This is a genomic window from Actinacidiphila glaucinigra, from assembly GCF_900188405.1.
GTDB lineage: Bacteria > Actinomycetota > Actinomycetes > Streptomycetales > Streptomycetaceae > Actinacidiphila > Actinacidiphila glaucinigra.
The window spans coordinates 78,766-99,786 of record NZ_FZOF01000032.1 but is presented as its reverse complement, the minus strand read 5'-3'; the positions used below and the strand labels follow the sequence as shown (position 1 = coordinate 99,786).

The 21,021-nt window shown below is 74.1% G+C and carries 20 protein-coding genes and 1 pseudogene; 11 read left to right on the top strand and 10 right to left on the bottom strand.

Annotated features, from left to right (window positions below; translation table 11 throughout):
- The 6 genes from CHF15_RS37895 to CHF15_RS37870 all read left to right on the top strand — a co-directional run.
- Positions 1-612: ABC transporter ATP-binding protein (locus CHF15_RS37895; RefSeq protein ID WP_089228490.1), on the top strand; the 612-nt coding region annotated here is incomplete at its 5' end.
- Between the two features lie 111 nt (positions 613-723).
- Positions 724-1,164 carry a hypothetical protein gene (locus tag CHF15_RS37890; RefSeq protein WP_089228481.1) on the top strand — a complete coding sequence of 147 codons (441 nt, stop codon included), beginning with the start codon at positions 724-726 and terminating at the stop codon, positions 1,162-1,164.
- Positions 1,165-1,298: 134 nt separating this feature from the next.
- Complete coding sequence (locus CHF15_RS37885; protein ID WP_089228480.1) at positions 1,299-1,637, top strand: ArsR/SmtB family transcription factor; 339 nt, start codon at positions 1,299-1,301, stop codon at positions 1,635-1,637.
- A gap of 104 nt (positions 1,638-1,741) precedes the next feature.
- Positions 1,742-2,284: a hypothetical protein gene (locus CHF15_RS37880; protein ID WP_089228479.1), complete on the top strand. Its 543-nt coding sequence runs from the start codon at positions 1,742-1,744 to the stop codon at positions 2,282-2,284.
- Positions 2,285-2,455: 171 nt separating this feature from the next.
- On the top strand, positions 2,456-2,686 hold the full coding sequence (locus CHF15_RS37875; protein ID WP_089228478.1) for a hypothetical protein: 231 nt from the start codon (positions 2,456-2,458) through the stop codon (positions 2,684-2,686).
- Between the two features lie 25 nt (positions 2,687-2,711).
- Positions 2,712-3,668 (top strand): alpha/beta fold hydrolase, encoded by a 957-nt coding sequence (locus tag CHF15_RS37870; protein WP_089228477.1) that lies wholly within the window; start codon positions 2,712-2,714, stop codon positions 3,666-3,668.
- Between the two features lie 41 nt (positions 3,669-3,709).
- Here CHF15_RS37870 and CHF15_RS37865 read toward each other — a convergent pair whose 3' ends face one another.
- Positions 3,710-4,354, bottom strand: a complete 645-nt coding sequence (locus CHF15_RS37865; RefSeq protein ID WP_179280142.1) for a TetR/AcrR family transcriptional regulator — start codon at positions 4,352-4,354, stop codon at positions 3,710-3,712.
- Complete coding sequence (locus tag CHF15_RS37860) at positions 4,351-4,731, bottom strand: cupin domain-containing protein (protein WP_245939261.1); 381 nt, start codon at positions 4,729-4,731, stop codon at positions 4,351-4,353. Before CHF15_RS37860 ends, CHF15_RS37865 begins: the two co-directional genes overlap by 4 nt.
- Before the next feature lie 426 nt (positions 4,732-5,157).
- On the opposite strand from CHF15_RS37860, the gene CHF15_RS37855 reads away from it, so the two are divergent.
- Together CHF15_RS37855 and aceE are read left to right on the top strand one after the other, a co-directional pair.
- A complete protein-coding gene (locus CHF15_RS37855; RefSeq protein ID WP_089228474.1) occupies positions 5,158-5,901 on the top strand; it encodes an SDR family oxidoreductase in 744 nt (247 codons plus the stop codon).
- 117 nt (positions 5,902-6,018) lie between these two features.
- Complete coding sequence (aceE, locus tag CHF15_RS37850; RefSeq protein ID WP_089228473.1) at positions 6,019-8,709, top strand: pyruvate dehydrogenase (acetyl-transferring), homodimeric type; 2,691 nt, start codon at positions 6,019-6,021, stop codon at positions 8,707-8,709.
- Between the two features lie 103 nt (positions 8,710-8,812).
- On the opposite strand, the gene CHF15_RS37845 is transcribed toward aceE, so the two are convergent.
- From CHF15_RS37845 to CHF15_RS37835, 3 genes are all read right to left on the bottom strand, one after another.
- Positions 8,813-9,010, bottom strand: coding sequence for a hypothetical protein (locus tag CHF15_RS37845; RefSeq protein ID WP_089228472.1), 198 nt, complete (start codon positions 9,008-9,010; stop codon positions 8,813-8,815).
- Between the two features lie 94 nt (positions 9,011-9,104).
- Complete coding sequence (locus tag CHF15_RS37840) at positions 9,105-11,558, bottom strand: FtsX-like permease family protein (RefSeq protein ID WP_089228471.1); 2,454 nt, start codon at positions 11,556-11,558, stop codon at positions 9,105-9,107.
- Entirely contained in the window at positions 11,552-12,289 is a 738-nt protein-coding gene (locus tag CHF15_RS37835; RefSeq protein WP_089228470.1) for an ABC transporter ATP-binding protein, read from the bottom strand. Before CHF15_RS37835 ends, CHF15_RS37840 begins: the two co-directional genes overlap by 7 nt.
- 213 nt (positions 12,290-12,502) lie before the next feature.
- Between CHF15_RS37835 and CHF15_RS37830 the strand changes: the two genes are divergently transcribed.
- Positions 12,503-13,792, top strand: coding sequence for a sensor histidine kinase (locus tag CHF15_RS37830; RefSeq protein ID WP_089228489.1), 1,290 nt, complete (start codon positions 12,503-12,505; stop codon positions 13,790-13,792).
- Entirely contained in the window at positions 13,792-14,424 is a 633-nt protein-coding gene (locus CHF15_RS37825) for a response regulator transcription factor (RefSeq protein ID WP_089228469.1), read from the top strand. Before CHF15_RS37830 ends, CHF15_RS37825 begins: the two co-directional genes overlap by 1 nt.
- 10 nt (positions 14,425-14,434) lie before the next feature.
- Here CHF15_RS37825 and CHF15_RS37820 read toward each other — a convergent pair whose 3' ends face one another.
- The 5 genes and pseudogenes from CHF15_RS37820 to fdxA form a co-directional block, all read right to left on the bottom strand.
- The gene (locus CHF15_RS37820; RefSeq protein ID WP_089228468.1) at positions 14,435-15,115 is read right to left on the bottom strand and encodes a DNA alkylation repair protein; all 681 of its coding nucleotides are present in this window, start codon (positions 15,113-15,115) and stop codon (positions 14,435-14,437) included.
- Between the two features lie 83 nt (positions 15,116-15,198).
- Complete coding sequence (locus tag CHF15_RS37815) at positions 15,199-15,795, bottom strand: ALF repeat-containing protein (protein ID WP_089228467.1); 597 nt, start codon at positions 15,793-15,795, stop codon at positions 15,199-15,201.
- Between the two features lie 121 nt (positions 15,796-15,916).
- On the bottom strand, positions 15,917-18,370 hold the full coding sequence (locus CHF15_RS37810) for a SpoIIE family protein phosphatase (RefSeq protein WP_179280141.1): 2,454 nt from the start codon (positions 18,368-18,370) through the stop codon (positions 15,917-15,919).
- 160 nt (positions 18,371-18,530) lie between these two features.
- On the bottom strand, positions 18,531-19,004 hold the full coding sequence (locus tag CHF15_RS37805) for a GNAT family N-acetyltransferase (protein WP_245939259.1): 474 nt from the start codon (positions 19,002-19,004) through the stop codon (positions 18,531-18,533).
- 193 nt (positions 19,005-19,197) lie between these two features.
- Positions 19,198-19,509: pseudogene (gene fdxA, locus CHF15_RS37800) on the bottom strand (ferredoxin); the annotation flags it as partial.
- A gap of 223 nt (positions 19,510-19,732) precedes the next feature.
- On the opposite strand from fdxA, the gene CHF15_RS37795 reads away from it, so the two are divergent.
- A complete protein-coding gene (locus CHF15_RS37795; protein WP_245939258.1) occupies positions 19,733-20,965 on the top strand; it encodes an NAD(P)/FAD-dependent oxidoreductase in 1,233 nt (410 codons plus the stop codon).
- Positions 20,966-21,021: the final 56 nt, after the last annotated feature.

Here is a 21,021-nt window from a genome sequence, read left to right as displayed (position 1 = left end):
CTGGGCGGGGTGTCCTTCAGTGTGGCCCGCGGGGAGCTGGTGGCCCTCAAGGGCCGCTCGGGCTCGGGCAAGACGACCCTGCTGAACATCATCGGCGGCCTGGACCGCGCCGACGCGGGCCGGGTCACCGTCGACGGCACCACGCTCGGCGGCCTGGCCGAACGCGAACTGCTCGCCCTGCGCCGCGACCGCATGGGCTTCGTCTTCCAGTCCTTCGGCCTGCTGCCCATCCTCACCGCCGCCGAGAACGTCGGCGTCCCCCTGCGCCTGCGCAACACCCCCCGCCGCGAACGCGAGGAACGCGTCAGCCTCCTGCTCTCCCTGGTCGGCCTGGAAGGCCACGCCGGCCAGCGCCCCGGCGAGATGTCCGGCGGCCAGCAGCAGCGCGTGGCCATCGCCCGCGCCCTGGCCAACCGCCCCGCCCTGATCATCGCCGACGAACCCACCGGCCAACTCGACGCCGACACCGGCCGCGCCGTCATGGAACTCCTGCGCGCCGTCGTCCACAGCGAAGGCGTCACCGCGCTGGTCGCCACCCACGACCCCCAGCTCCTCGCCCTCGCCGACCGCGTCCTGGAACTCCGCGACGGCCACATCCTCACCACCGACTGACACCCGGCTTCCTCCGAAGAGTGGGGACATCACGCCTTTCGGCGCGTAAATTGGGATTGTGAACGGTGCCGATCCGTGTGACCACGGAACGCGCGGAGGTGAGGGGATCGCATGGCCTCGGTGACCCGGAAGGGGCGGAGCGTCGAGCACACCGCGGAGAGCCTCCAGGACGATCTGGTGCGCCTCGAGGCCCAGAGGCAGGCCCTGGAGCGGGAGCTCGCCGCGGTCATGGCGCACCTCGGCTCGGTGCAGCGGGCCCTCGGCGCCCTCCAGGCCGTCATCCGGCCCCCGTCGTCCGCCGCCGCTCGCGCGGACGTCACGGCGGCCCCCGCGGACTCCGGCAGTCCGTACGGGAGGCTCACCGAGCAGATCATGGACTTCTTCGAGCGGTCCGGTGACACCGAGGTACGAGCCCGCGACGTCGCCGCGGCCCTCGGCCGTGACGGCGACAGCGGCAGCATCAACGCCGTGCGGAGCACACTGGACCGCCTCGTGGGGGCGTCGCGCGTCGACCGCGCGGGCCGCGGCCTCTACCGGGCGCGCCGGTCCTGAGGCCGCGTCGCCCCGGGCCCCGTCCCGGCCGGCGCGATGATCCCGCAGCTTCCGGTGATCCGCGGTTGCGGTGATCCGGGGTTGCCGTGATCCGGGGTTCCACATTCTTCGAACATTCGGGTTATCGTGACCGTATGGCCGACCAGCATTCCCAAGAGGCGAGCGAGATGAGCCTCCCCCGCGTCCTCGCCGCGTTGAGCGATCCGACGCGGATCGGGATCGTGCGCGTGCTGGCCGACGGCAGGGAACGCGGGTGGGGCCAGCTGCGGGCGCCGGTCGCGAAGTCCACGCTCAGCCACCATCTGAAGATCCTGCGCGAGGCCGGCATCACCCGGACCCGCCAGGAGGGGACGCGCTGCTACGTCACGCTGCGTCGTGCCGAGCTGGACGAACGGTTCCCCGACCTGACGCGCGCCCTGCTCGCGGCGGCCGATGCCGAGGACGTCGGCGAGGTCACCGCGGACGAGTCGTAATGCCGGGCACCGCCGTCGGTGTTCAGTGTGGTCACCCCGTGTGTTCGCCGTACTAATCTGTGTGCGCGGACGTTGGCCCCCAGGGGCCGGGAATGAGAGGACACATGGTCTCAGCAGCGCACACGACCGAGGATCTCCAGGTCACGGCCGGAGCCCTGCAGGGAGAACTGCAGCGCCTCGAGTCGCAGAAGCAGGCACTCGAACGGGAGTTGGCGGCGGTCGTCGCCCATCTGGGATCGGTGCGCAGGGCGCTCGGCGCCCTCAGCCACCTCGCGGTCACGGGTCCCGCCGTCGCGGCCGCGGGCATCCAGGCCGAGGACGACCAGGCCGCGGAGTGGCAGCCTCCCGTCGTGGAGGACGGCGCGGCCGAGGAGCCCGGCCACCCGGACGAGGACGGCGACGGCGACGCCGTCGCGGAGCAGGCCGCCGCTTCCGCGGTGGGCGGCTACGGCAGGCTCACCGAGCAGATCCTGGACTACCTGGCCACCACGGGCGGGTCGGAGGTCAGGGCCCGCGAGGTCGCGGCCGCCCTCGGCCGCGACGAGAACGCCGGCAGCATCAACGCGGTGCGCAGCACGCTCGACCGTCTGGTGGGCGCCTCCAGGGTGCAGCGGGCCGGTCGCGGCCTGTACCGGGCCGCCGTCTGACGGCCGGGGCCGCGAGGCCCCCGCGCCTCGTTGTCACGTTCCGGACGGCTGGCCTGTCGAGAGTGTGCATGACCGGCGCTCCGCGCCGGGAGAGCGGCCGGAGGATGGGGTCCCCTGCCCCCGCCTCCGGCCGCTCCCTTCTCGACCGGCCGATCCGCCTGGAGGGCGACGATGCTCCCGAACACCGATGACACCCGCGACGTGCGGGCGATCGTCATGTCACTGGCCGCCGAGGCCGCATCCCTGGATGCGCACGTACGCCGGCTGCGCGGGGAGATCTCGGCGGTGGACGCCCGGCTGGACGCCGTGCACGAGTCCCTGCGCGACCTGCCCGGCGCCTCGCTCCCGGGCCCGGACGCGATCGGCGGCGTGAAGAACGCGGCCGCCCCTTCAGTGGACTGACACTGTGACACAGCATGTGGAAAGTGTGAATTCATCCGTCGTGCCCGCCGTCCTCCCCCGCACCGCCGACAGCGCCGCCGGGCCGCTCGCCCCGGGTACGCACACGATCACCATCGACCACAAGGGCACCGCCGTCGCGCAGCGGTACCACGTCGCCGGCGCGGGGGGCCCGGTGTGCGTCGCCCTCTCGGGCGGGCCCGGCATCGGCTGGGAGTACCTGCGCATGCCGCTGCTGGAGCGTGCGTTCACGGTGGTGTACGTCGAGCCCGTCGGAACCGGGGAGTCCGGGCGCCTGCCCGACCCGCGCGACTACACCCTGCCGACGTACACGCACTTCCTGAACGGTGTGATCGGGCACCTCGCACAGCCCTCGGTGACACTGCTCGGCCATTCGTACGGCGGCTTCGTCGCCCAGCAGTACACGCTGGAGCACCCGGAGCACCTCGCCTCGCTCGTCCTGTACGACACCTCCCCGGTGACCGGCGAGGAGTTCTGGGCGGACGCCGTGGCCAACATGGAGCGGTTCGCCCGCCGTCATGTCGCGGAGCACCCCGAGGTGGCCACCTATGTGGAGGCCCTGACGGCGCCGCTCGGCCGGCTCGACGACGACGGCGCCACCGAGTGCCTCCGCACGACCATGCCGGCGTACGTCGTCGACTACTGGGGGCGCGAGGACGAGTTCGGGCCCGCGCGCGGGTCGCTGCGCATGTACGCCGAACCCTCGCTCGGCGAGGGGCCGGCCTTCGACGTCCGGGAGCAACTGTCCGGCATCACGGCGCCCACGCTGGTGCTGGTCGGTGCGGAGGACTTCATCTGCGGGCCGCGGTGGGCACGGATGCTCCACGAGGGGATCCCCGGTGCGCGGCTCGCCGTCCTCGACGGGACCGGCCACCTTGCGCACGTCGAGCGCCCCGCGGAGTTCACGGAGGCGGTGGCCGGCTTCCTGCTGGAACACACCGTTCCGCGGGGACCGGGACACTGACCGGGGGCGCGGAGGACGCGGACGCGCCCTCCGCGCCCGGTTCAGCGCCGGGGCAGGTGGTACGGCTCGGGCGACACCCGGGGAACGGGGACGACCAGGCCCTCCAGGTACTGCCGGACGAGGCGCGGGCACCTCTCCTCCGTGGCCCGCCAGGTGGTTCCGGGGAGCGGGCGGCCCAGCTGCGACACGACGGCGAGGACGTCCTCGGCGGTCACGTCCTCGCGCACCCGCCCCGCCCGCTGCGCGCGAGAGAGCAGCCGCCACGCCGCGGCGGCCACACGGGCCCGGGGCCCGGCACCCGCCGCGGGCCCGTCGCCGGTTCCTTCGGGCAGGCAGTACAGGGCGGCCGGCCGCGCGGACGCCAGGGACTCCAGGAAGCCGCGCAGCGCGACCAGGGGGTCGCTCGTCGACAGCCGGGCCTCGGCCGCGGCGGCCACGGCCGCGACCTCCTCGGCGACGTCGGTCAGCAGTTCCCCACGGCTTCCGTAGTGGCGGTAGAGCGTCGCGTTGCTGACCCCGGCCAGACGGGCTATCCGGTCCAGCGACACGCCCGCGCCCTGTTCGGCGAGCAGGTCGGCGGCGGCCGTACGGATCCTGCGGCGGTTGCGCACCGCGTCGGCCCGCAGTCCGCCGCAGCGCACACCGCACTCCTGCCGCGTCCCGCCGTCCTGTGCGGGAGGGGTCACGCGCCGGTCCGCGGTGGGCGCGGGGCGCGCAGGTGGGCGCGCCGGGCCAGTTCCTCGTCCTCGACCAGGGTGAGCATCGGCTGGCCGGGCGCGCACAGCATGGTCACGACGAACCGGGTCCGCGCGTCCGGCAGGGCGTTGCCGTCCTGGTAGTGGATCACGTCCCCGCCCGGCTCCCAGAACGTCTCGCCGGCCTTGACGATGCGCTCCGGCTCGCCTTCGAGCTCGAAGCGGACCGCGCCCTCGAGCACGTACCCGAAGGCCGGTCCCGAGTGGCGGTGGGGCGGGGTCCCGGGGTCGCCGGGGGGCCACTCGACGGCGATGGTCATCCCCGAGGCGCCCTCGGGGAGGAAGGGCGGCTTGGCTTCCTGCAGCATCGTCACCGCCGTCTTCCAGACCTCCGACCGGGGCTCTTCGCTGCCGCTGCCCTGTGTCTCGTTGTCCGACACTGCGCTGCACCTCCATGATTGCGCCCGAAATGAGAGGAAATGATGATATTCCGCCACCCCGCCCGGGCGATGTACCGACATCGGCGGGCGGTGGCCGCTCTCGTCCTCTCCGGGCGGACGTCGCTGCTCCCTCATACGACCGGACAGCACGTGCTTGTGTGACGTCCGCCTCGTCCCCGCTTTCCGTGCGCCCCCCGCCGCCCCCCGCCGCCGCCCGCCGCCGCCCGCCGCGGAACGGCCCCGCGGTGCTGTCACAACCACGGCCCCGCCGCGGTCACAGCAGGTGGAGCGGCCGGCTGCGCCGTCACGCGGACACCACAGGGGTCGCCGGCCCCGCGGACGAAAGGGACCCGGATGAGAGTCGTTGTCGCAGGGGCCACCGGTCTGGTCGGCTCCCGGACGGTCGTCAGGCTGCGGGACCACGGGGTGGAGGTCGTCCCCCTGTCCCACCCCGACCACTCCGGTGCGGCCACGGAGCGGGACCTGGCCCGGGCTCTGCGCGGCGCCGACATCGTGGTCGACGTCACCGACGCGCCCTCGCCCGCGGAACCGGTCAGCCTGCAGTTCTTCCGCACCTCCACCACCGCTCTGCTGGCCGCCGCCGAGAGGGCGGGTGTCGAGCACCACGTCGTCCTCTCCTTCGTGGGGGCCGAGCGGCTGCTGTCGGGCTACTTCCGCGCGAAGCTGCTGCTGGAGGACCAGGTGCGGCGGTCCCCGGTTCCCCACTCGATCGTCCGGGCCGCCCTGTCCTTCGAGTGCGTCGAGGCCATGGCCCGTCAGGACGCGCACCAGGACGGCGAGGTACGCGTGGCGCCCGCCCTCGTGCGGCCCGCGTCGGCGGACGACGTCGCGGCGGCGGTCGCGCACGTGGCGGTGGGGCTCCCGCTGTTCGGCACCCTGGAGGTCGCCGGGCCGGAGGAGTTCGGGCTCAACGAGCTGACCGCGGAGCTGCTGGCCGCCACGGGCGACGCGCGGCACGTCGTCGCCGACGAGCACGCCTGGTTCTTCGGCGCCGAGCTGCGGCGCCGCTCCCTGCTCCCGGCGGCGCACGCCCACGTCGCCCGCACGACGTTCCGCGAGTGGCTCGCGCAGCGGTGACGCCCTCGGCACCGCCCGCGCCCGCGGCGCACCGATCCCCCTTGGGCGGCCACCGTCCGCGAGTCCCCCTCCGCGGCCGCCGCCCTCCCCTCCCCACACCCCGACAGGAAGGCCCCCATGAGCGATCCGGCGCAGTCCGCGCACTCCCACCCGACCGGCAGGTTCGACCGGCTGCCCGACCCTGACGCCGAGGAGACCGCCGAGTGGCGGGAGTCGCTCGACGCCGTCATCCGGCACGCCGGGCCCGACCGCGCCGCCTACCTGCTGCGGCGCGTCCACGAGTACGCCTCGGCATCCGGCGTGCCGGTGCCCGGGCTGCTCTCCACGGAACCCGTCAACACGGTCCCCGCCGCCGCGCAGCCGGACTTCCCCGGCGACCTCGCCATGGAGTCCCGGATCACCGCGCTGAACCGGTGGAACGCGGCGGCGATGGTCACCCGTGGCTCCCACCTGGGCCTCGGGGGGCACATAGTGACGTACGCGTCGGCGGCCTGGCTCTACGAGGTCGGCTTCAACCACTTCTTCCAGGGCAAGGAAGGCCGCGGGGGAGGTTCCGGCGACCAGCTGTACGTGCAGGGGCACGCGTCACCCGGCATCTACGCCCGGGCGTTCCTCGAGGGCCGGCTGCACGAGGGGCAGCTGGACGCCTACCGCCGCGAGGCCGACGGCCGCGGTCTGCCGTCGTACCCGCACCCGCGGCGCCTGCCGTGGCTGTGGGAGTTCCCCACGGTCTCCATGGGGCTGGGCCCTCTCGCTGCCGTCTACCAGGCCAGGTTCAACCGCTACCTCCACGCGCGGGGCATCAAGGACACCTCCGGGTCGCGGGTGTGGGCGTTCCTCGGGGACGGCGAGGTGGACGAGCCCGAGTCGCTGGCCGCGCTGGCGCTCGCGGCGCGTGAGGGCCTCGACAACCTGACCTTCGTCGTCAACTGCAACCTGCAGCGGCTGGACGGACCGGTGCGCTCGAACTCCAGCATCGTGCGGGAACTCGAGGGCCGGTTCCGCGGCGCAGGCTGGAACGTGGTGAAGTCGCTGTGGGGCGAGGCCTGGGACCCGCTGCTGGCGCAGGACTCCGGCGGGGCGCTGGTGCGGCGGCTCGGCGAGGTGCCCGACGCCCAGATGCAGACGTACGCGGCACGGGACGCGGCCTACGTACGCGAGCACTTCTTCACCGGCGACGCGCTGTCCCGCATCGCGGCGGGACTGACCGACGGCCGGATCACCGAGCTGTTCACCGAGTCGCGGGGCGGCCACGAGCCCCTGAAGGTGTACGCCGCCTACCGGGCCGCCGTGCAGCACCGGGGCGCGCCGACCGTCGTCCTCGCCCAGACCGTCAAGGGGCACACCCTGGGGGCGGACTTCGAGTCGCGCAACGCCAACCACCAGATGAAGAAGCTGACGATGGCGCAGTTCCGCCGGATGCGCGACACCTTGGAGCTGCCCATCCCGGACAGCGCGCTCAGCGGCGACCAGGTGCCGTTCTGGCACCCCGGCGAGGACTCCGAGGAGGTCCGGTACCTGCGCGAGCGACGGGCCGCGCTCGGTGGCCCCGCTCCGGCGCGGAGGGTGATCGCCCATCCGCTGAAGCAGCCGCCTCAGGCGCCCTTCGAGGCGCTGCGGAAGGGCTTCGGCAAGCAGGAGGTGGCCACCACCATGGCTCTCGTGCGGCTGGTCAAGGACCTGATGCGCGACCCGGACACGGGACGGCGCTGGGTGCCGATCGTGCCCGACGAGGCGCGCACCTTCGGCATGGAGTCGCTCTTCCCGAGCGCCGGGATCTACTCCCCCGACGGCCAGACCTACGAGCCGGTCGACGCCGACCAGTTGCTGCACTACCGCGAGGCCGAGAACGGGCAGCTGATCGACGAGGGCATCACCGAGGCCGGGTCGCTGGCGGAGTTCACGGCCGCCGCGACCTCGTACGCCACGCACGGCGAGCCCATGATCCCGTTCTACATCTTCTACGCAATGTTCGGGTTCCAGCGCACGGGCGACCAGTTCTGGGCCCTGGCAGACCAGTTGGGGCGCGGCTTCGTGGTCGGCGCGACCGCGGGCCGTACGACGATGACGGGCGAGGGCCTGCAGCACGCCGACGGCCACTCGCACCTGCTGGCCTCCACCAACCCGGCCGCCGTCTGCTACGACCCGGCGTTCGCCTTCGAGATCGCGGTGATCGTCAGGGAGGGGCTGCGCCGCATGTACGGCGACCGGCCCGAGGACGTCTTCTACTACCTGACGGTCTACAACGAGTCGAAGCGGCAGCCGCCCATGCCCGACGGGCCGTCGGTCGAGGAGGGGATCCTGCGGGGCATCTACCGCTTCCGGCAGGCGGACCCCGGCGCCGGGCCGCGGATCCAGCTGCTGGCCTCCGGCACGGCGATCCACTGGGCGCTGGAGGCCCAGGAACTCCTCGCGTCCGAGTGGGGGGTGCGCGCCGACGTCTGGTCGGTGACCTCCTGGACGGAGCTGCGCCGCGACGCGCTCGACGCCGACCGGGAGGCGCTGGGCGGCGAGGAGCGCGTCCCGTACGTGACGTCGGCGCTGTCGGGGACGGACGGCCCCGTCCTGGCGGTCAGCGACTGGATGCGGCAGGTGCCCGACCAGATCAGCCAGTGGGTCGAGCAGGACTACTCGTCCCTCGGTACGGACGGCTTCGGCCTGTCGGACACCCGGGAGGCGGCGCGCCGCTACTTCCGGGTGGACGCCGGGTCGATCGTGACGGCCGCACTGGACCGGTTGGCGCGCGCCGGAGCGGTCACCCCGCAGACGGTGGAGCAGGCCCGCGGCCGATACGGCCGGCAGGCCTGACGCGCCCACCGGGATCACGGATCCCCGCGTGCCCCGCGGGCCCTCGGCGTGAGGGTCGCCGAGGGCCCGCCCCCTGCGCCGGGGTGACGGCCCGGCGCGGGGCTCACTCCCGCAACCCCGCGAGCGCCACCGCACCCCCTCGCAGGGCCGACCACGCCGAAACGGCCGAGGCGGCGACCGCGAGCACCGCGCACGCCACCACGGCCGCACCGACAGCCGCCCACAGCGCGCCGGAGCGGTCACCCCGCAGACGGTGGAGCAGGCCCGCGGCCGATACGGCCGGCAGGCCTGACGCGCCCACCGGGATCACGGATCCCCGCGTGCCCCGCGGGCCCTCGGCGTGAGGGTCGCCGAGGGCCCGCCCCCTGCGCCGGGGTGACGGCCCGGCGCGGGGCTCACTCCCGCAACCCCGCGAGCGCCACCGCACCCCCTCGCAGGGCCGACCACGCCGAAACGGCCGAGGCGGCGACCGCAAGCACCGCGCACGCCACCACGGCCGCACCGACGGCCGCCCACGGCAGTTCGACCGGACCGCTCACGGACAGCAGGGCCAGCGCGCAACGCATTCCGGCGAGGTTGAGCACGGCGACGGCCAGGCCCAAGACCGCGCCGATCGCGACCACCGCCAGGGACTCGGCGGCCACCAGCCTCAGTACCTGGCGCCGCGTGGCCCCGGCCAGCCGCAGCACCGCCAGCTCGCGGACCCGGTCGGAGGTGGCCATCACCATGGTGTTGACCAGGGAGATGGCGGTGTAGAGCAGGGCGATGCCGAGGACGAGCAGGAAGCCCAGCCGGGTCGTGCGGTCGCTCTTGGGCCGCAGGGCCGCGAGCCACTCGTCCCTGGTGAGCACCCGGCCGCCGTCCGGCTGGACCGCCTTGCGCAGCGCGGCGTTCACGGCGCCGGCGTCGGCGCCGTCCGTCAAGGCGACGTCCACCCGGTCGACGGGGGCGTGCGGGGCGTTGGCGGGCGTGACGTAGACGCCGTTGCCGCCCGTACCGGTGGCCATGACCGCCGCGATGCGCAGGGTCCTGGCGGCGCCGTTCCCGAGCCACACCCGGACGCTCTGCCCGACGGAGTGCCGTTCCCATTCCTCGTTGACGACGATCGACGCGTCGTCGAGGTCGGTCGTCTTCCCCGCGACGAGCGGCAACCGGGCGGTGGCGGCGAGGGCCCCGGGGTCGGCGGCGCGCGCCTCGGACCTGATCAGTGCCGGGCCGTCCTCCAGCACGAACACCTCGCTCGACGCGGTCGGCGACACCTCGGTACCGGGGATGCCGCGCAGGCGTTCCAGGGTCCGCGCGCCGAAGCCCGTGCCGCCGGGCGCGGTGACCACGAAGGCGGCGGTGGTGCGTTCGCGCACCTCCTCGGCCTTGGCCCGGTCCAGGGTGGCGGGGGCGCCGAGCAGCGAGCCGGTGAGGGCGACCATCACCAGCACCGGCGAGGCGACCGCGGCGGTTCGGCGCACGCCTGCGGCGGCGTTCTCCCCGACGAGCATGCCGGCCGCGCCCGGCAGCCTGCCGAGGACCCGGGCGAGCAGCCGGGCCGGCGGGCGCAGCAGGACGGGGGCGAGCAGCGCGGTCGCGGTGATCAGCAGCATCGGGCGGCTCACGTACGTCTTGCGGTGCAGCAGGTCGCCGGGGTCGGCGGCGAGCGTGACGCAGAGGGTGACGACGGCGGTCAGCAGCAGCCCGGCGCCGCCGAGCAGACGGCCCCAGGTCATCGCCCCCGTGTCCACGGAGGCTTCGCGCAGCGCCTGCGCGGGTCCGGTGCGGCCGGCCCGCCACGAGGCAGCGGCCGCTCCGCCGAGGGCGACGAGCAGTCCCGTCCAGAAGGCCGCGTGGTAGGGCCAGGTGTGGTCACCGATGGTGAACCATCCGGGTGCGAGTCCGCCGTCGACCACGGCCTGGGCCAGCCATGGCGCGGCGTACCCGCCGAGCGCGCAGCCCGCCGCCGAGGCGAGCACGCCGACCAGCAGGGACTCCGCCAGCACCATCCGGCGGAGCTGCCCCGGGGTGGCGCCCGCGGTGCGCAGCAGCCCGAACTCGCGGCGGCGCTGCGCGACCGCGAAGGCGAACGTGGACGCCACGACGAAAACCGACACGAAGGCGGTGACGCCGCCCGCGGTGCCGAACAGGGCGTTCAGCGCGGTCACCGCCTCGTCGTCCCGCCCGGGGTCGGGGTCTGCGTACCGGCGGTCGTTCCCGGTGAGGACCCGGGCGCCGCTGCCGCGGACGGCGTCCCGCACCGCGGAGGCGTCCGCGTCGACCACCGACTGCGCGCTGAGGGGGCACAGTTGGGCGGCGCGGGCGTCGGTCCAGAACACGGCGTGCTCGAACCCGAGGTCGGGCACGGTGCCGACGACGCGGACGGTGCCCCGGTCGGTGCGCACACGCTCCCCCGGTACGGCCCAGCCGCCGGTCACGACGACCTCGTCGGCGGCGCGGGGCGCACGCCCCGCGGTGAGCCCGTACGGGGCGAACGCGGCGGTGGACCAGGGGTGTCCGACGAGGTCGCCGGGCCCGCCCCCGGCCCGTACGGGGAAGGACCGGTCGTCGACGACCGTGCCGAGCCGCCGCAGGGCGGCCACGGTCGCGGCGGGCACGGCGCGCGGCTGCGCGAGCGGCCGCGTCCGCTCGCCCCTCGGCGTGGGCACCCGCAGGGTGTCCTGGCCGCGGACGACGACCGGCGCGGCGGCGAAGCGTTCCGGCCTGCGCTCGGGCGCGTCCTGGGAGGAGGCGAGGACCAGGCCCATCACGGCGAGGAGCGCGACCCCCAGCGACAGCGCGACGAAACTGCCGGCGAAGGTGACCCGGCGGGTGCGCAGCGTGTGCAGGGCGGCGCTCAGCACGGCACGGCCTCCAGCCCGGTCATGCGCGCGGCGATGGCGTCGGCGCTCGCGGCGGCCAACTCGCCGTTGACGCGGCCGTCGACGAGGAACACGACACGGTCGGCGTAGGAGGCGGCCACCGGGTCGTGGGTGACCATCACGACGGTCTGGCCCTCGCGGTCGGCCATCCCCCGCAGCAGGGTCAGCACCTCACGGCCGGTCCGCGAGTCCAGGGCGCCGGTCGGTTCGTCGCCGAACAGCACCTCGGGACGGGTGATCAGCGCGCGGGCCAGGGCGACGCGTTGCTGCTGCCCGCCGGACAGCTCCGACGGGCGGTGCCCGGCGCGGTCGCCGAGGCCGACCTGCTCGAGCACTTCGCGCACCCTGGCCCGGGAGGGCCTGCGGCCGGCCAGCCGCAGGGGCAGCGCGGCGTTCTGCTCGGCGGTCAGCGACGGCAGCAGGTTGAACGCCTGGAAGACGAAGCCGATCCGCTCGCGGCGCAGCAGGGTCAGCCGGGTCTCGCCGAGCGCGGTCAGGTCGGTGCCGCCGAGCAGGACCGACCCCGACGTGGGCCGGTCCAGGCCCGCGGCGCACTGCAGGAGGGTCGACTTGCCCGAGCCGGAGGGCCCCATGACGGCGGTGAAGGAGCCCTTGGGGAAGGCGAGGGAGACCTCGTCTAGGGCCGTCACGGCGCTGTCGCCGGAGCCGTGCCGCCTGCTGACGGAGCGCAATCGGATGGCGTCGTCGTTCATCTGTCCCCACTGGGCCGGGTGCCGGTTCTCCCCCGCGCCCTTCGGGGCGGAGTGCTCCGGGAGGCGGTGTCTCCCGGAGCACTCCACGAAACCGCCCGGGGTGGCCGCGGCGCAGTGCGGCAGGGGCGAGAAACGGGGTGGGGCCAGGCATACCCCCGGTCCTCCCCCTGGGCGGATGGTCCGGGCCCGCGCGCGGGTCCTACGGTGATCCGCATGCATCCCAGGAATGTGTGGCAGGCGATGTCCGGACCCGGTTTCCTGCTGTCCGCGTGGCCGTGGCGTTCGCTGGCGTACCTGCTGACCGGGGTGGTCGCGGGTGCCGTCACCCTTGTGGGGATCGTGACCGCGGCGGCCGCCGGGGCCGCCCTCGCCGTCCTCCTGGTGGGCCTGCCGCTGCTCGTCCTCACCGCGCTCGCGGGCCTTCCCGTCGCCCAGCTGGAGCGGGCCCGGCTGCGCCTGGTCGACCGCGAACCCGCTCCGGGGGCCCATGTGGCGCCCGCCGCGGGAGGTTTGTGGCCGTGGCTGGCGACCCGGCTGCGGGAACGGGCGACCTGGCGGGAGCTCGGTCACGCCCTGCTGTTCGCGGGTGTGCTGTGGCCGGTGGACGCCCTCGTCGTCACCCTCGGGCTGGCGGTGCCGCTCTCCCTGGTCGCGGTCCCGGTGCTCATGGCCACCGTCGGGGAGGGGCACGAGGCGAAGGTGCTCAAGCAGTGGACGGTCACCACCTGGCCGGCGGCGTGGGGCACGGCTGTCCTGGGGCTTGCGCTGCTCGCGCTCGGCGCCTATATGCTGGGCGTCGCCGCGGGCACTCGGGCCGGCCTCGCCCGGCTCCTCGTCGCCCCGCGCGACCGCGACCAGGGCGCCCGGATCGTCGAACTGACCCGTTCCCGCGTACGCCTGGTGGACGCCTTCGAGGCGGAGCGGCGCAGGATCGAGCGAGACCTCCACGACGGGGCGCAGCAACGCCTCGTCGCGCTGTCGATGGCCCTGGGCCTGGCCCGGCTGGACGCGCCGCCCGGTCCGCTGGCCGACCGGCTCGCCGAGGCCCACCGGGAGGCGGGCAGGGCCCTGGAGGAACTGCGCGAGCTCATCAACGGCATCCACCCCCGGGTCCTGGCCGACTTCGGCCTGGGGGCGGCCGTCGCCGACGCCGCCGACCGCTCGGCCGTCCCCGTCGACGTGGACCTGGAACTGCCAGGGCGGCTGCCCCGCGCCGTCGAGGCCGCCGCGTACTTCGTGGTCCGCGAGGCCCTCGCCAACGTCGCCCGGCACAGCGCCGCCGGCCGCGCGCGGGTGAGCGGCGGGCACCGGGACGGGCGGCTCGTCCTGCAGGTCCGCGACGACGGCCGGGGCGGCGCCCATCCCGGTGCGGGCAGCGGACTGACCGGGCTCGCCGACCGGGTGTCCGTGCTGGATGGCAGACTCTCCCTGTCCAGCCCCCCGGGCGGACCGACCCTGCTGCGTGTGGAGATCCCTTGCGAGTCGACCGAGCGCTCCGCGTAGTGCTGGCCGAGGACAGCGTGCTGCTGCGGGAGGGCCTGACGGGGCTGCTCGGCCGCTGCGGGCACCGGGTCGTGGCCGCCGTGGGTGACGCCGAGGCGCTGGTCGCGGCCGTCGGCGAGCACTCCCCCGACGTGGTGGTGACGGACGTCCGCATGCCGCCCGGCTTCCAGGACGAGGGCCTGCGGGCGGCGGTACGGCTGCGGCGGGAGCGGCCCAACCTGCCCGTCCTCGTCCTCAGCCAGTACGTGCAGCGCTCCTACGCGGGCGAACTGCTGGACTCCGGCGACGGGACGGGCCTCGGGTATCTGCTGAAGGACCGGGTCGGGCAGGTCGAGGAGTTCGTCGAGGCGCTGTGCGAGGTCGCGGCCGGCGGCACGGTCGTCGACCCCGAGGTCGTACGGCAGTTGCTGCGCCGCCGCCGCGATCCGCTGGAGCGGCTCACCCCGCGCGAGCGGGAGGTGCTCGCCCTGGTCGCCGAGGGGCGGTCGAACGGCTCGATCGCCCGTGCGCTGGTCGTCTCCGAGGCGGCCGTGGGCAAGCACATCGGCAGCATCCTCACCAAGCTCGACCTGCCTCCGGCCGAGGAGACCCACCGGCGCGTCCTGGCCGTCCTCGCCTACCTGCGGGCCTGAGCGCTGTCGTTCAGGCCGTCTTCGCGGCGTCCTTCCGGCGCACCATCTCGGCGATCCAGACGGGCGCGAACGGGGACGTGCAGCCGGGAGAGGTCGGGTAGTCCTTCAGCACCTCCAGGCGCTCGCCGATACCGACGGCACGGGTGCGGAGTCCGTCGTGCTCGATCCCGATCTGGGCCAGGCAGTGGTTCATCGCCCACTGCAGGCGCTGCGGGGCGTCCTTCATCTCCGCCTCGACGACGTCGAGCAGTCCCGCGAGGTCGAGGCCGTCGGGGTTCTTCGCCACGCGTTCGGTGGTCAGCGCCCAGCCCGCGCTCGCCACGACCGGATCGGAATCCGCGAGCCAGGCCACGCGCAGTTCCTCGGAGTGCGGGTTCTTCTTCACCACGTAGTTCACGAGCCAGTCGTGCACCTTGGGTGCGCGCGCCTCGCGGAGCATGGCGTCCAGCTCGTGCCGTCCGAACGCCTTCGGGCGGCAGATCAGGACAGCCAGCAGCCTGGCCGCGGTGTCGTCGGTCTCCCAGAGCCGGACCGCGAGGTCCTGCTGCGTCTTCAGCCGCTTCGCGATCGCGCGCAGCTTGCCGAGGTTCACGCCGTGGTCGTCGCCGTGCCTCTCGTTCACCGCGCGCGCCTTGGGGTCCTCGAGCGCGGCCAGCTCGGCCGTCACCTCTGCCACCGTCGTTCCGGCCACCTCGGCCTCCTCTCCCTCGTGCGCGGGGTTCAGCGTACGACGGAAGCCGGCCGCCGGGCCGTGTCCGCCCGGCGGCCTCCTCCTCAGCCCTCCACCTCGTACTGCCCGGTCTCCAGGAAGTACCGCAGTTCCTCCGGTGTGCCGCCGACGACGGCCTCGGCGGCGGCGCGCAGCGCGTCACTGATCGTGGGGTCGGCCAGGATGCGGAAGACGGCGACGCGGTCGTCCTCCGCCCGCGCCAGACGGAAACCCGTCTCCAGGAAGGCGCGCAGCGCCTCGGGGGTGTCCGCCTCCAGAGCCCGCGTCGCCTCACGGACCACGGCCTTGCCGCTGTCCTTGTCGGCCAGGATGCGGAAGACCGCGACGCGGTCGTCCTCCGCCCGCGCCAGACGGAAACCCGTCTCCAGGAAGGCGCGCATGTCGCCGACGGTGCCGTCGAGGGCCTCGTTAGCCTCTCGGACGACGGCCCGGCCGGAGTCCTCGTCCGCGAGGATGCGCAGGATCGCGATGCGGAGGTCGTCCTCGGACATCTCGTCGATCGGCGTTCCGGGCGCGGCCGTCGCGGCCGTCGCCGGGGTGCCCGGGGCCGGCAGGGCGCCGGCGGACGCCGGGGTGGCCAGGAGCAGCGCCGGGCTGAGTGCGGTGGCCGCGACGAGCAGGGCAACGCGGGTGAGCCTCATGGGTGTGTCCCCTCCGGGTTCGAGCTGTCGGTGCCCGGATTCTCGCCGTCCCGCGCCGCAGAGATCACTTCCAGGCCCCGGCAGTGTTCGCCGCCCGGTCGTTGCCGTGGGGCGGCCGTGGCTACGCGCGTGCGGAGGCCAGGTCCAGTTCGGCCCAGACGACCTTGCCGCCGGCCGCCGAGCGTGACCCCCAGCGCCGGGAGAGCTGGCCGACCAGGAAGAGGCCGCGGCCGTTCTCGTCCATGGTGCGCGCGCTGCGCAGGCGCGGAACGCAGACGTCGGTGTCGAACACTTCGCAGGTCAGGGCCTGATGCCGGATCAGTCGCAGGCCGATCGGGCCGGCGCCGTGGCGGACGGCGTTGGTGACCAGCTCGCTGACGAGCAGTTTCGCGGAGTGCTCGATCCCGTCCAGCCCCCAGTCGGTGAGCTGGGCGGCGGCCAGTCGCCGGGCGTGGCGGACGGCGCTCTCGTCGCAGGGCAGCGTCCAGGAGGCGACCTGGGCCGCGCCGAGCGACAGGGTCCTGACCAGGAGCAGGGTGACGTCGTCCGAGGGTGCCTGCGCCGGGAGGCTCGCCGTCGCGAGGGTGCAGAGCTCCTCCAGGGAGCGGTCCGGTTCCGCGAGGGCGGTACCCAGGCGGTGCATCCCTTCCTCGATGTCGCCGTCGCGGCTCTCGATCAGGCCATCGGTGTAGAGGGCGATCAGGCTGCCCTCGGGCAGTTCCAGTTCCACCGCCTCGAAGGGGTCCCCGAGGCCGATGCCCAGGGGCGCCCCGGTGGGCAGGTCGGGGAAGGTGACCCCTCCCTCGCGGTCGACGATCGCGGGCGGGGGATGCCCGGCGCGGGCCATGACGCACACGCGGGTGGCCGGGTCGTAGACGGCGTACAGGCAGGTGGCGCCCACGACGGCGGGCGTCTGGTCCGCGGGGTCGGTGTCCTCCTCGACGAGTCGCTGGACGGTGTCGTCGAGCCGGTGCAGCAGTTCGGCGGGGGGCAGTTCCATGTCGGCCAGCGTGCGGACGGCGGCGCGGAGGGTGCCCATGGTGGCCGCGGCGTGGAGACCGTGGCCGACCACGTCACCGACGACGAGGGCGACCCGGGCGCCGGACAGCGGGATGACGTCGAACCAGTCGCCGCCGACCCCGTGGTCCATGTCGGCCGGCAGGTAGCGCGAGGCCGCCTCGACGGCCGTGCCGCCCTTCAACCGGCGCGGGAGCAGGTTGCGTTGCAGGGTGAGGGCCGCGGTGTGCTCGCGTGCGTACTGGCGTGCGTTGTCCAGTGCCACCGCGGCGCGCCTGACGAGTTCCTCGGCCAGCAGGAGGTCGACCTCCTGGAACGGCTCCGGGTCGACGGTGCGGATGAACAGGACGACGCCCAGCAGCGCGCGCCGGGCGCGGATCGGGACGACCATCAGCGAATGGACGCCGTTCGTGCGGATCCGTGCGGCCAGGGCCGGGTCCTCGTCGAACCAGATCCCCGGAGCGGTGTCCAGGATCGGCTCCAGGTGGGACCTGCCCGTACGCAGCACGGACGCGAAGGGCGAGCGGGGCGGCACGGTGACCGGCTCGCCGCGCACCCAGGCGGATTCCGGCGCCCCCGGGTGGATCGAGGCCAGACCGGCTCGCCGCAGCGCGGGGAGGCGCCCGCCCGCCGGGTCGATGCGCGCCGGAGGACCCTCGCTGAACGGCACGGACTGCTCCAGGTCCACGGCGACGTAGTCCGCGAGCAGCGGCACGGCGAGGTCGGCGAGTTCCTGGCTGGTCTGCATCACGTCCAGGGTGCTGCCGAGGCGCGCGCTGGCCTCGCCGACGGCGGCGAGGCGCTCGCGGGCCAGCCGGCTCTCGACGACGTCGGCGCTGATGACGCAGACCCCGAGCGATTCGCCGTCGGCGCCCTGGAGGCAGTGGAACGACGCGGCGAACGGATGCTCCCGGCCCTTGCTCACCGGCAGCCAGGTCCGGTACTCGTGCACCTTGGTGGTGCCGCTCTCGAGCACCTGCCGCATCACCGTCTCGAGCGCGCCGGCCTTGGGGCCGGCCAGTACGTCGACGAACCGTCGTCCGAGTCGCCGGCCGCACGAGATCCCGTCGTGCTCCGCCATCACGTCGTTGGCGAAGACGCAGCGCAGTTGCGGGTCGCGGATGACGACCCCGATGGGCGCGCGGGCGAGGAGCGGCCCCCACACGGATCGGCTCGTCGCGTCCCCGGAGAGGGCGCCGGCGTCGGTCAGGGACGCGAGCCAGCGCGTCGCCCCGTTCAGGCCCCGCAGCATCGTGATCCGCAGGCTGACGTCGATGACCCGCCCGTCCCGGTGGGTCACCGCCGCAGTGCCCGGCCAGCCGTCCTCGGCGAGCCGCTGCCGGGTGAAGTCCGACATCGAGGGAGCGTCCCCGAAGGACGGCAGCACAAGTGCGGCGGACAGGCCGACCACGTCACCGGCGGCGTATCCGACCAGACGCTCGGCGGCCGTCGTCCATGCGACCACCGTCCCCCGCTCGTCGAAGATCGCGAACGCCGAGTCGGATATCCCGGGAGCGTTCACGCGGTTACCAAGCGTCACCACATCTGTGCAGGTCATCGAAGTCTTGTCCTCGCGGTCTCTTCCTCAGGGTCTTGTCCTCGGGGTCTTGTCCCCAGGCAGGCCGAACAGGCGGGCAAATGCCCGATTTGCGCCTTCCGGGGGTCAGACCGCGCAGCGTCCGAATCTGTGACAGCGGCACGTCCGCTGACCCCGCCCGTCACCACACGTCGGCGGGGACGTCCTCGGCCTCGATGTCGGCGGTCTTCGCCCAGAGGGTCGTCACGCCCTCCTCGTACACGGTGTGCACCGGGACGGAGGTGTGGGACAGGATGGCGGAGATCTTCGCGTCACCGGGCAGGACGAGCCCGTAGACCTCCTTCCATCCGGCGCCGACCGCACGGTGCCCGAGATGGCGCAGGAGCCGGCTGCCGAGCCCGCTGTTCTGCCACGCGTCCTCGACGAGCAGCGCCGCCTCCGCGTTACCGCGGTCCGGCATCAGGTGCCCCACGGCCACGAGGTCCCCGGCCGGCTGCTGGACGCCCAGGTGCACGGCTCCCGGTCTGGCCAGCAGGGTGCGCAGATAGGACCGGGGATCACCCATCGCCCGGTGGTAGCGGCTCCACAGCGTGCCGGGCGAGCACCGCAGGTGCATGGCCACGGCGAGTTCGAGGTCCTGGGGGCCGAGTTCCACGAGGCGGGGCCCGTGCCTCGCGGGCCGTCCGCTCCGCGGCCGGGTACGCGCGAAGGGGTTCACCACCGGGCCTCGTCCGCCTCCACGCCCGTGCCCATGTCCCCCCGGACCGTCACAACGGGAACCAGAGGTCGGCTTCCTCGGCCTCCTCCTTGCCGATGGCGAAGACGGCGATGTCCTTCTTCCGGGACCCCTGCGGCGGCAGCTCCGCCACATAGGGGTGGTCCCCGTCTCCGACCAGCGGTCTGCCGTGCCCGCCGGAGGGCGAAACGGACTCGAAGTACTCGGCGTTGACGTCCTTGTACCGCGCCCACCCCTGCGGAAGGTCGTCCTCGTGGAAGATCGCCTCGACCGGGCACACGGGCTCGCAGGCCCGGCAGTCCACGCATTCGACGGGGTTGATGTAGAGCGTCCGGCCGCCCTCGTAGATGCAGTCCACCGGGCATTCGGCGACGCAGGCCCGGTCCTTGACGTCGATACAGGGCTGCGCGATGACGTAGGTCACCCTCTGCTCCCAGGTCGCGGCGGGGACGAACACCGGTGGGCCGTCCGCCCCGGGCGTCCTTCGATCAGCCCTATGACCGGAACACCCCTGGCGATGTGACAAACACGCCCGCCGGACGGCCCCGCGACACGACGGCTGTGTCACACAACGGAGTGCCGAGCGGTCTGGTGGTTGACTCTCCGTACATGGTTCGCAGCATGCGACATCCGAGATGAGGTGCATCGTGTCCCCTGAGAACACTTTCGTGATCGTCGGAGGCGGTCTGGCCGCGGGCAAGGCGGTGGAGGCGCTGCGGGAGAACGGCTACGACGGCCGGCTCGTTCTCATCGGCGACGAACCGGACAGGCCCTACGTCCGCCCGCCCCTCTCGAAGGGCTATCTGCTCGGCAAGGAGACCCGCGACTCGATCTTCGTCCACCCCGACGACTGGTACGACAAGCACGACGTCGACCTGCGCCTCGGCACCACGGTCACCGGGCTCGACGCGGGCGCCAAGGAGGTCGAGCTCGACGGCGGGCGGCGCATGCCGTACACCAGGCTGCTCCTGGCCACCGGTTCGACCCCGCGCCGTCTGCCCGTCCCCGGGGCGGACCTGGACAACGTGCTCTACCTGCGCCGTGTGGGCGACAGCGAGCGGCTCAAGGCCGCCTTCACCGCGGGCGCGCGGATCGTCGTCATCGGCGCCGGGTGGATCGGCCTGGAGACCGCCGCGGCCGCCCGGCAGGCCGGGGCGGAGGTGACGGTGCTGGAGCACGAGGAGCTGCCGCTGCTCAGGGTGCTCGGGCGCGAGGCGGCCGAGGTCTTCGCGGCCCTGCACACCGACCACGGCGTGGTCCTGCGGCACGGCGCGCAGGTGGAGCGCATCACCGGCAGCGGCGGACGCGCCGACGGGGTGCAGCTCGCCGACGGCACGCACCTCCCCGCGGACGCCGTGGTCGTGGGCGTCGGCATCACCCCCAACGTGCAGCTCGCCGAGGCGGCCGGGCTGGAGGTGCGCAACGGCATCGTCACCGACGCCCACCTGCGCACCTCCGCGCCGGACGTCTTCGCCGCGGGCGACGTCGCCAACGCCTACCACCCGTTCCTCGACCGCCACATCCGCGTCGAGCACTGGGCCAACGCGCTGAACCAGCCGGCCACGGCCGCGCAGGGCATGCTCGGCAAGGACGCCGTCTACGACCGGCTGCCGTACTTCTACACCGACCAGTACGACCTCGGCATGGAGTACACCGGCTACGTGGAGCCCGGCGGCTACGACCGCGTCGTCTTCCGCGGGGACAAGGCCGCGCGGGAGTTCGTCGCCTTCTGGATGTCGGGCGACCGCATCCAGGCCGGCATGAACGTCAACGTGTGGGACGTCATCGAGCCGGTCCGCGACCTGATCACCTCGCGCGCCGCGGTCGACGACGCCCGCCTCGCCGACCCGGGCGTGCCGCTGGACCGCGTCACCGCCTGACGGCCCGGCCGCGTGGGCGTGGGGACGGCCGGTCCGGCCCGTCCCACGCCCACGGG

What these genes read in the sequence shown, in the direction of transcription:
- CHF15_RS37890 (WP_089228481.1), top strand. Translation starts at nt 724, where the DNA reads ATGGCCTCGGTGACCCGGAAGGGGCGGAGCGTCGAGCACACCGCGGAG.
- CHF15_RS37885 (WP_089228480.1), top strand. Translation starts at nt 1,299, where the DNA reads ATGGCCGACCAGCATTCCCAAGAGGCGAGCGAGATGAGCCTCCCCCGC.
- CHF15_RS37880 (WP_089228479.1), top strand. Translation starts at nt 1,742, where the DNA reads ATGGTCTCAGCAGCGCACACGACCGAGGATCTCCAGGTCACGGCCGGA.
- CHF15_RS37875 (WP_089228478.1), top strand. Translation starts at nt 2,456, where the DNA reads ATGCTCCCGAACACCGATGACACCCGCGACGTGCGGGCGATCGTCATG.
- CHF15_RS37860 (WP_245939261.1), bottom strand. Translation starts at nt 4,731, where the DNA reads ATGCTGCAGGAAGCCAAGCCGCCCTTCCTCCCCGAGGGCGCCTCGGGG.
- CHF15_RS37855 (WP_089228474.1), top strand. Translation starts at nt 5,158, where the DNA reads ATGAGAGTCGTTGTCGCAGGGGCCACCGGTCTGGTCGGCTCCCGGACG.
- aceE (WP_089228473.1), top strand. Translation starts at nt 6,019, where the DNA reads ATGAGCGATCCGGCGCAGTCCGCGCACTCCCACCCGACCGGCAGGTTC.
- CHF15_RS37835 (WP_089228470.1), bottom strand. Translation starts at nt 12,289, where the DNA reads ATGAACGACGACGCCATCCGATTGCGCTCCGTCAGCAGGCGGCACGGC.
- CHF15_RS37830 (WP_089228489.1), top strand. Translation starts at nt 12,503, where the DNA reads ATGCATCCCAGGAATGTGTGGCAGGCGATGTCCGGACCCGGTTTCCTG.
- CHF15_RS37815 (WP_089228467.1), bottom strand. Translation starts at nt 15,795, where the DNA reads ATGAGGCTCACCCGCGTTGCCCTGCTCGTCGCGGCCACCGCACTCAGC.
- CHF15_RS37810 (WP_179280141.1), bottom strand. Translation starts at nt 18,370, where the DNA reads ATGACCTGCACAGATGTGGTGACGCTTGGTAACCGCGTGAACGCTCCC.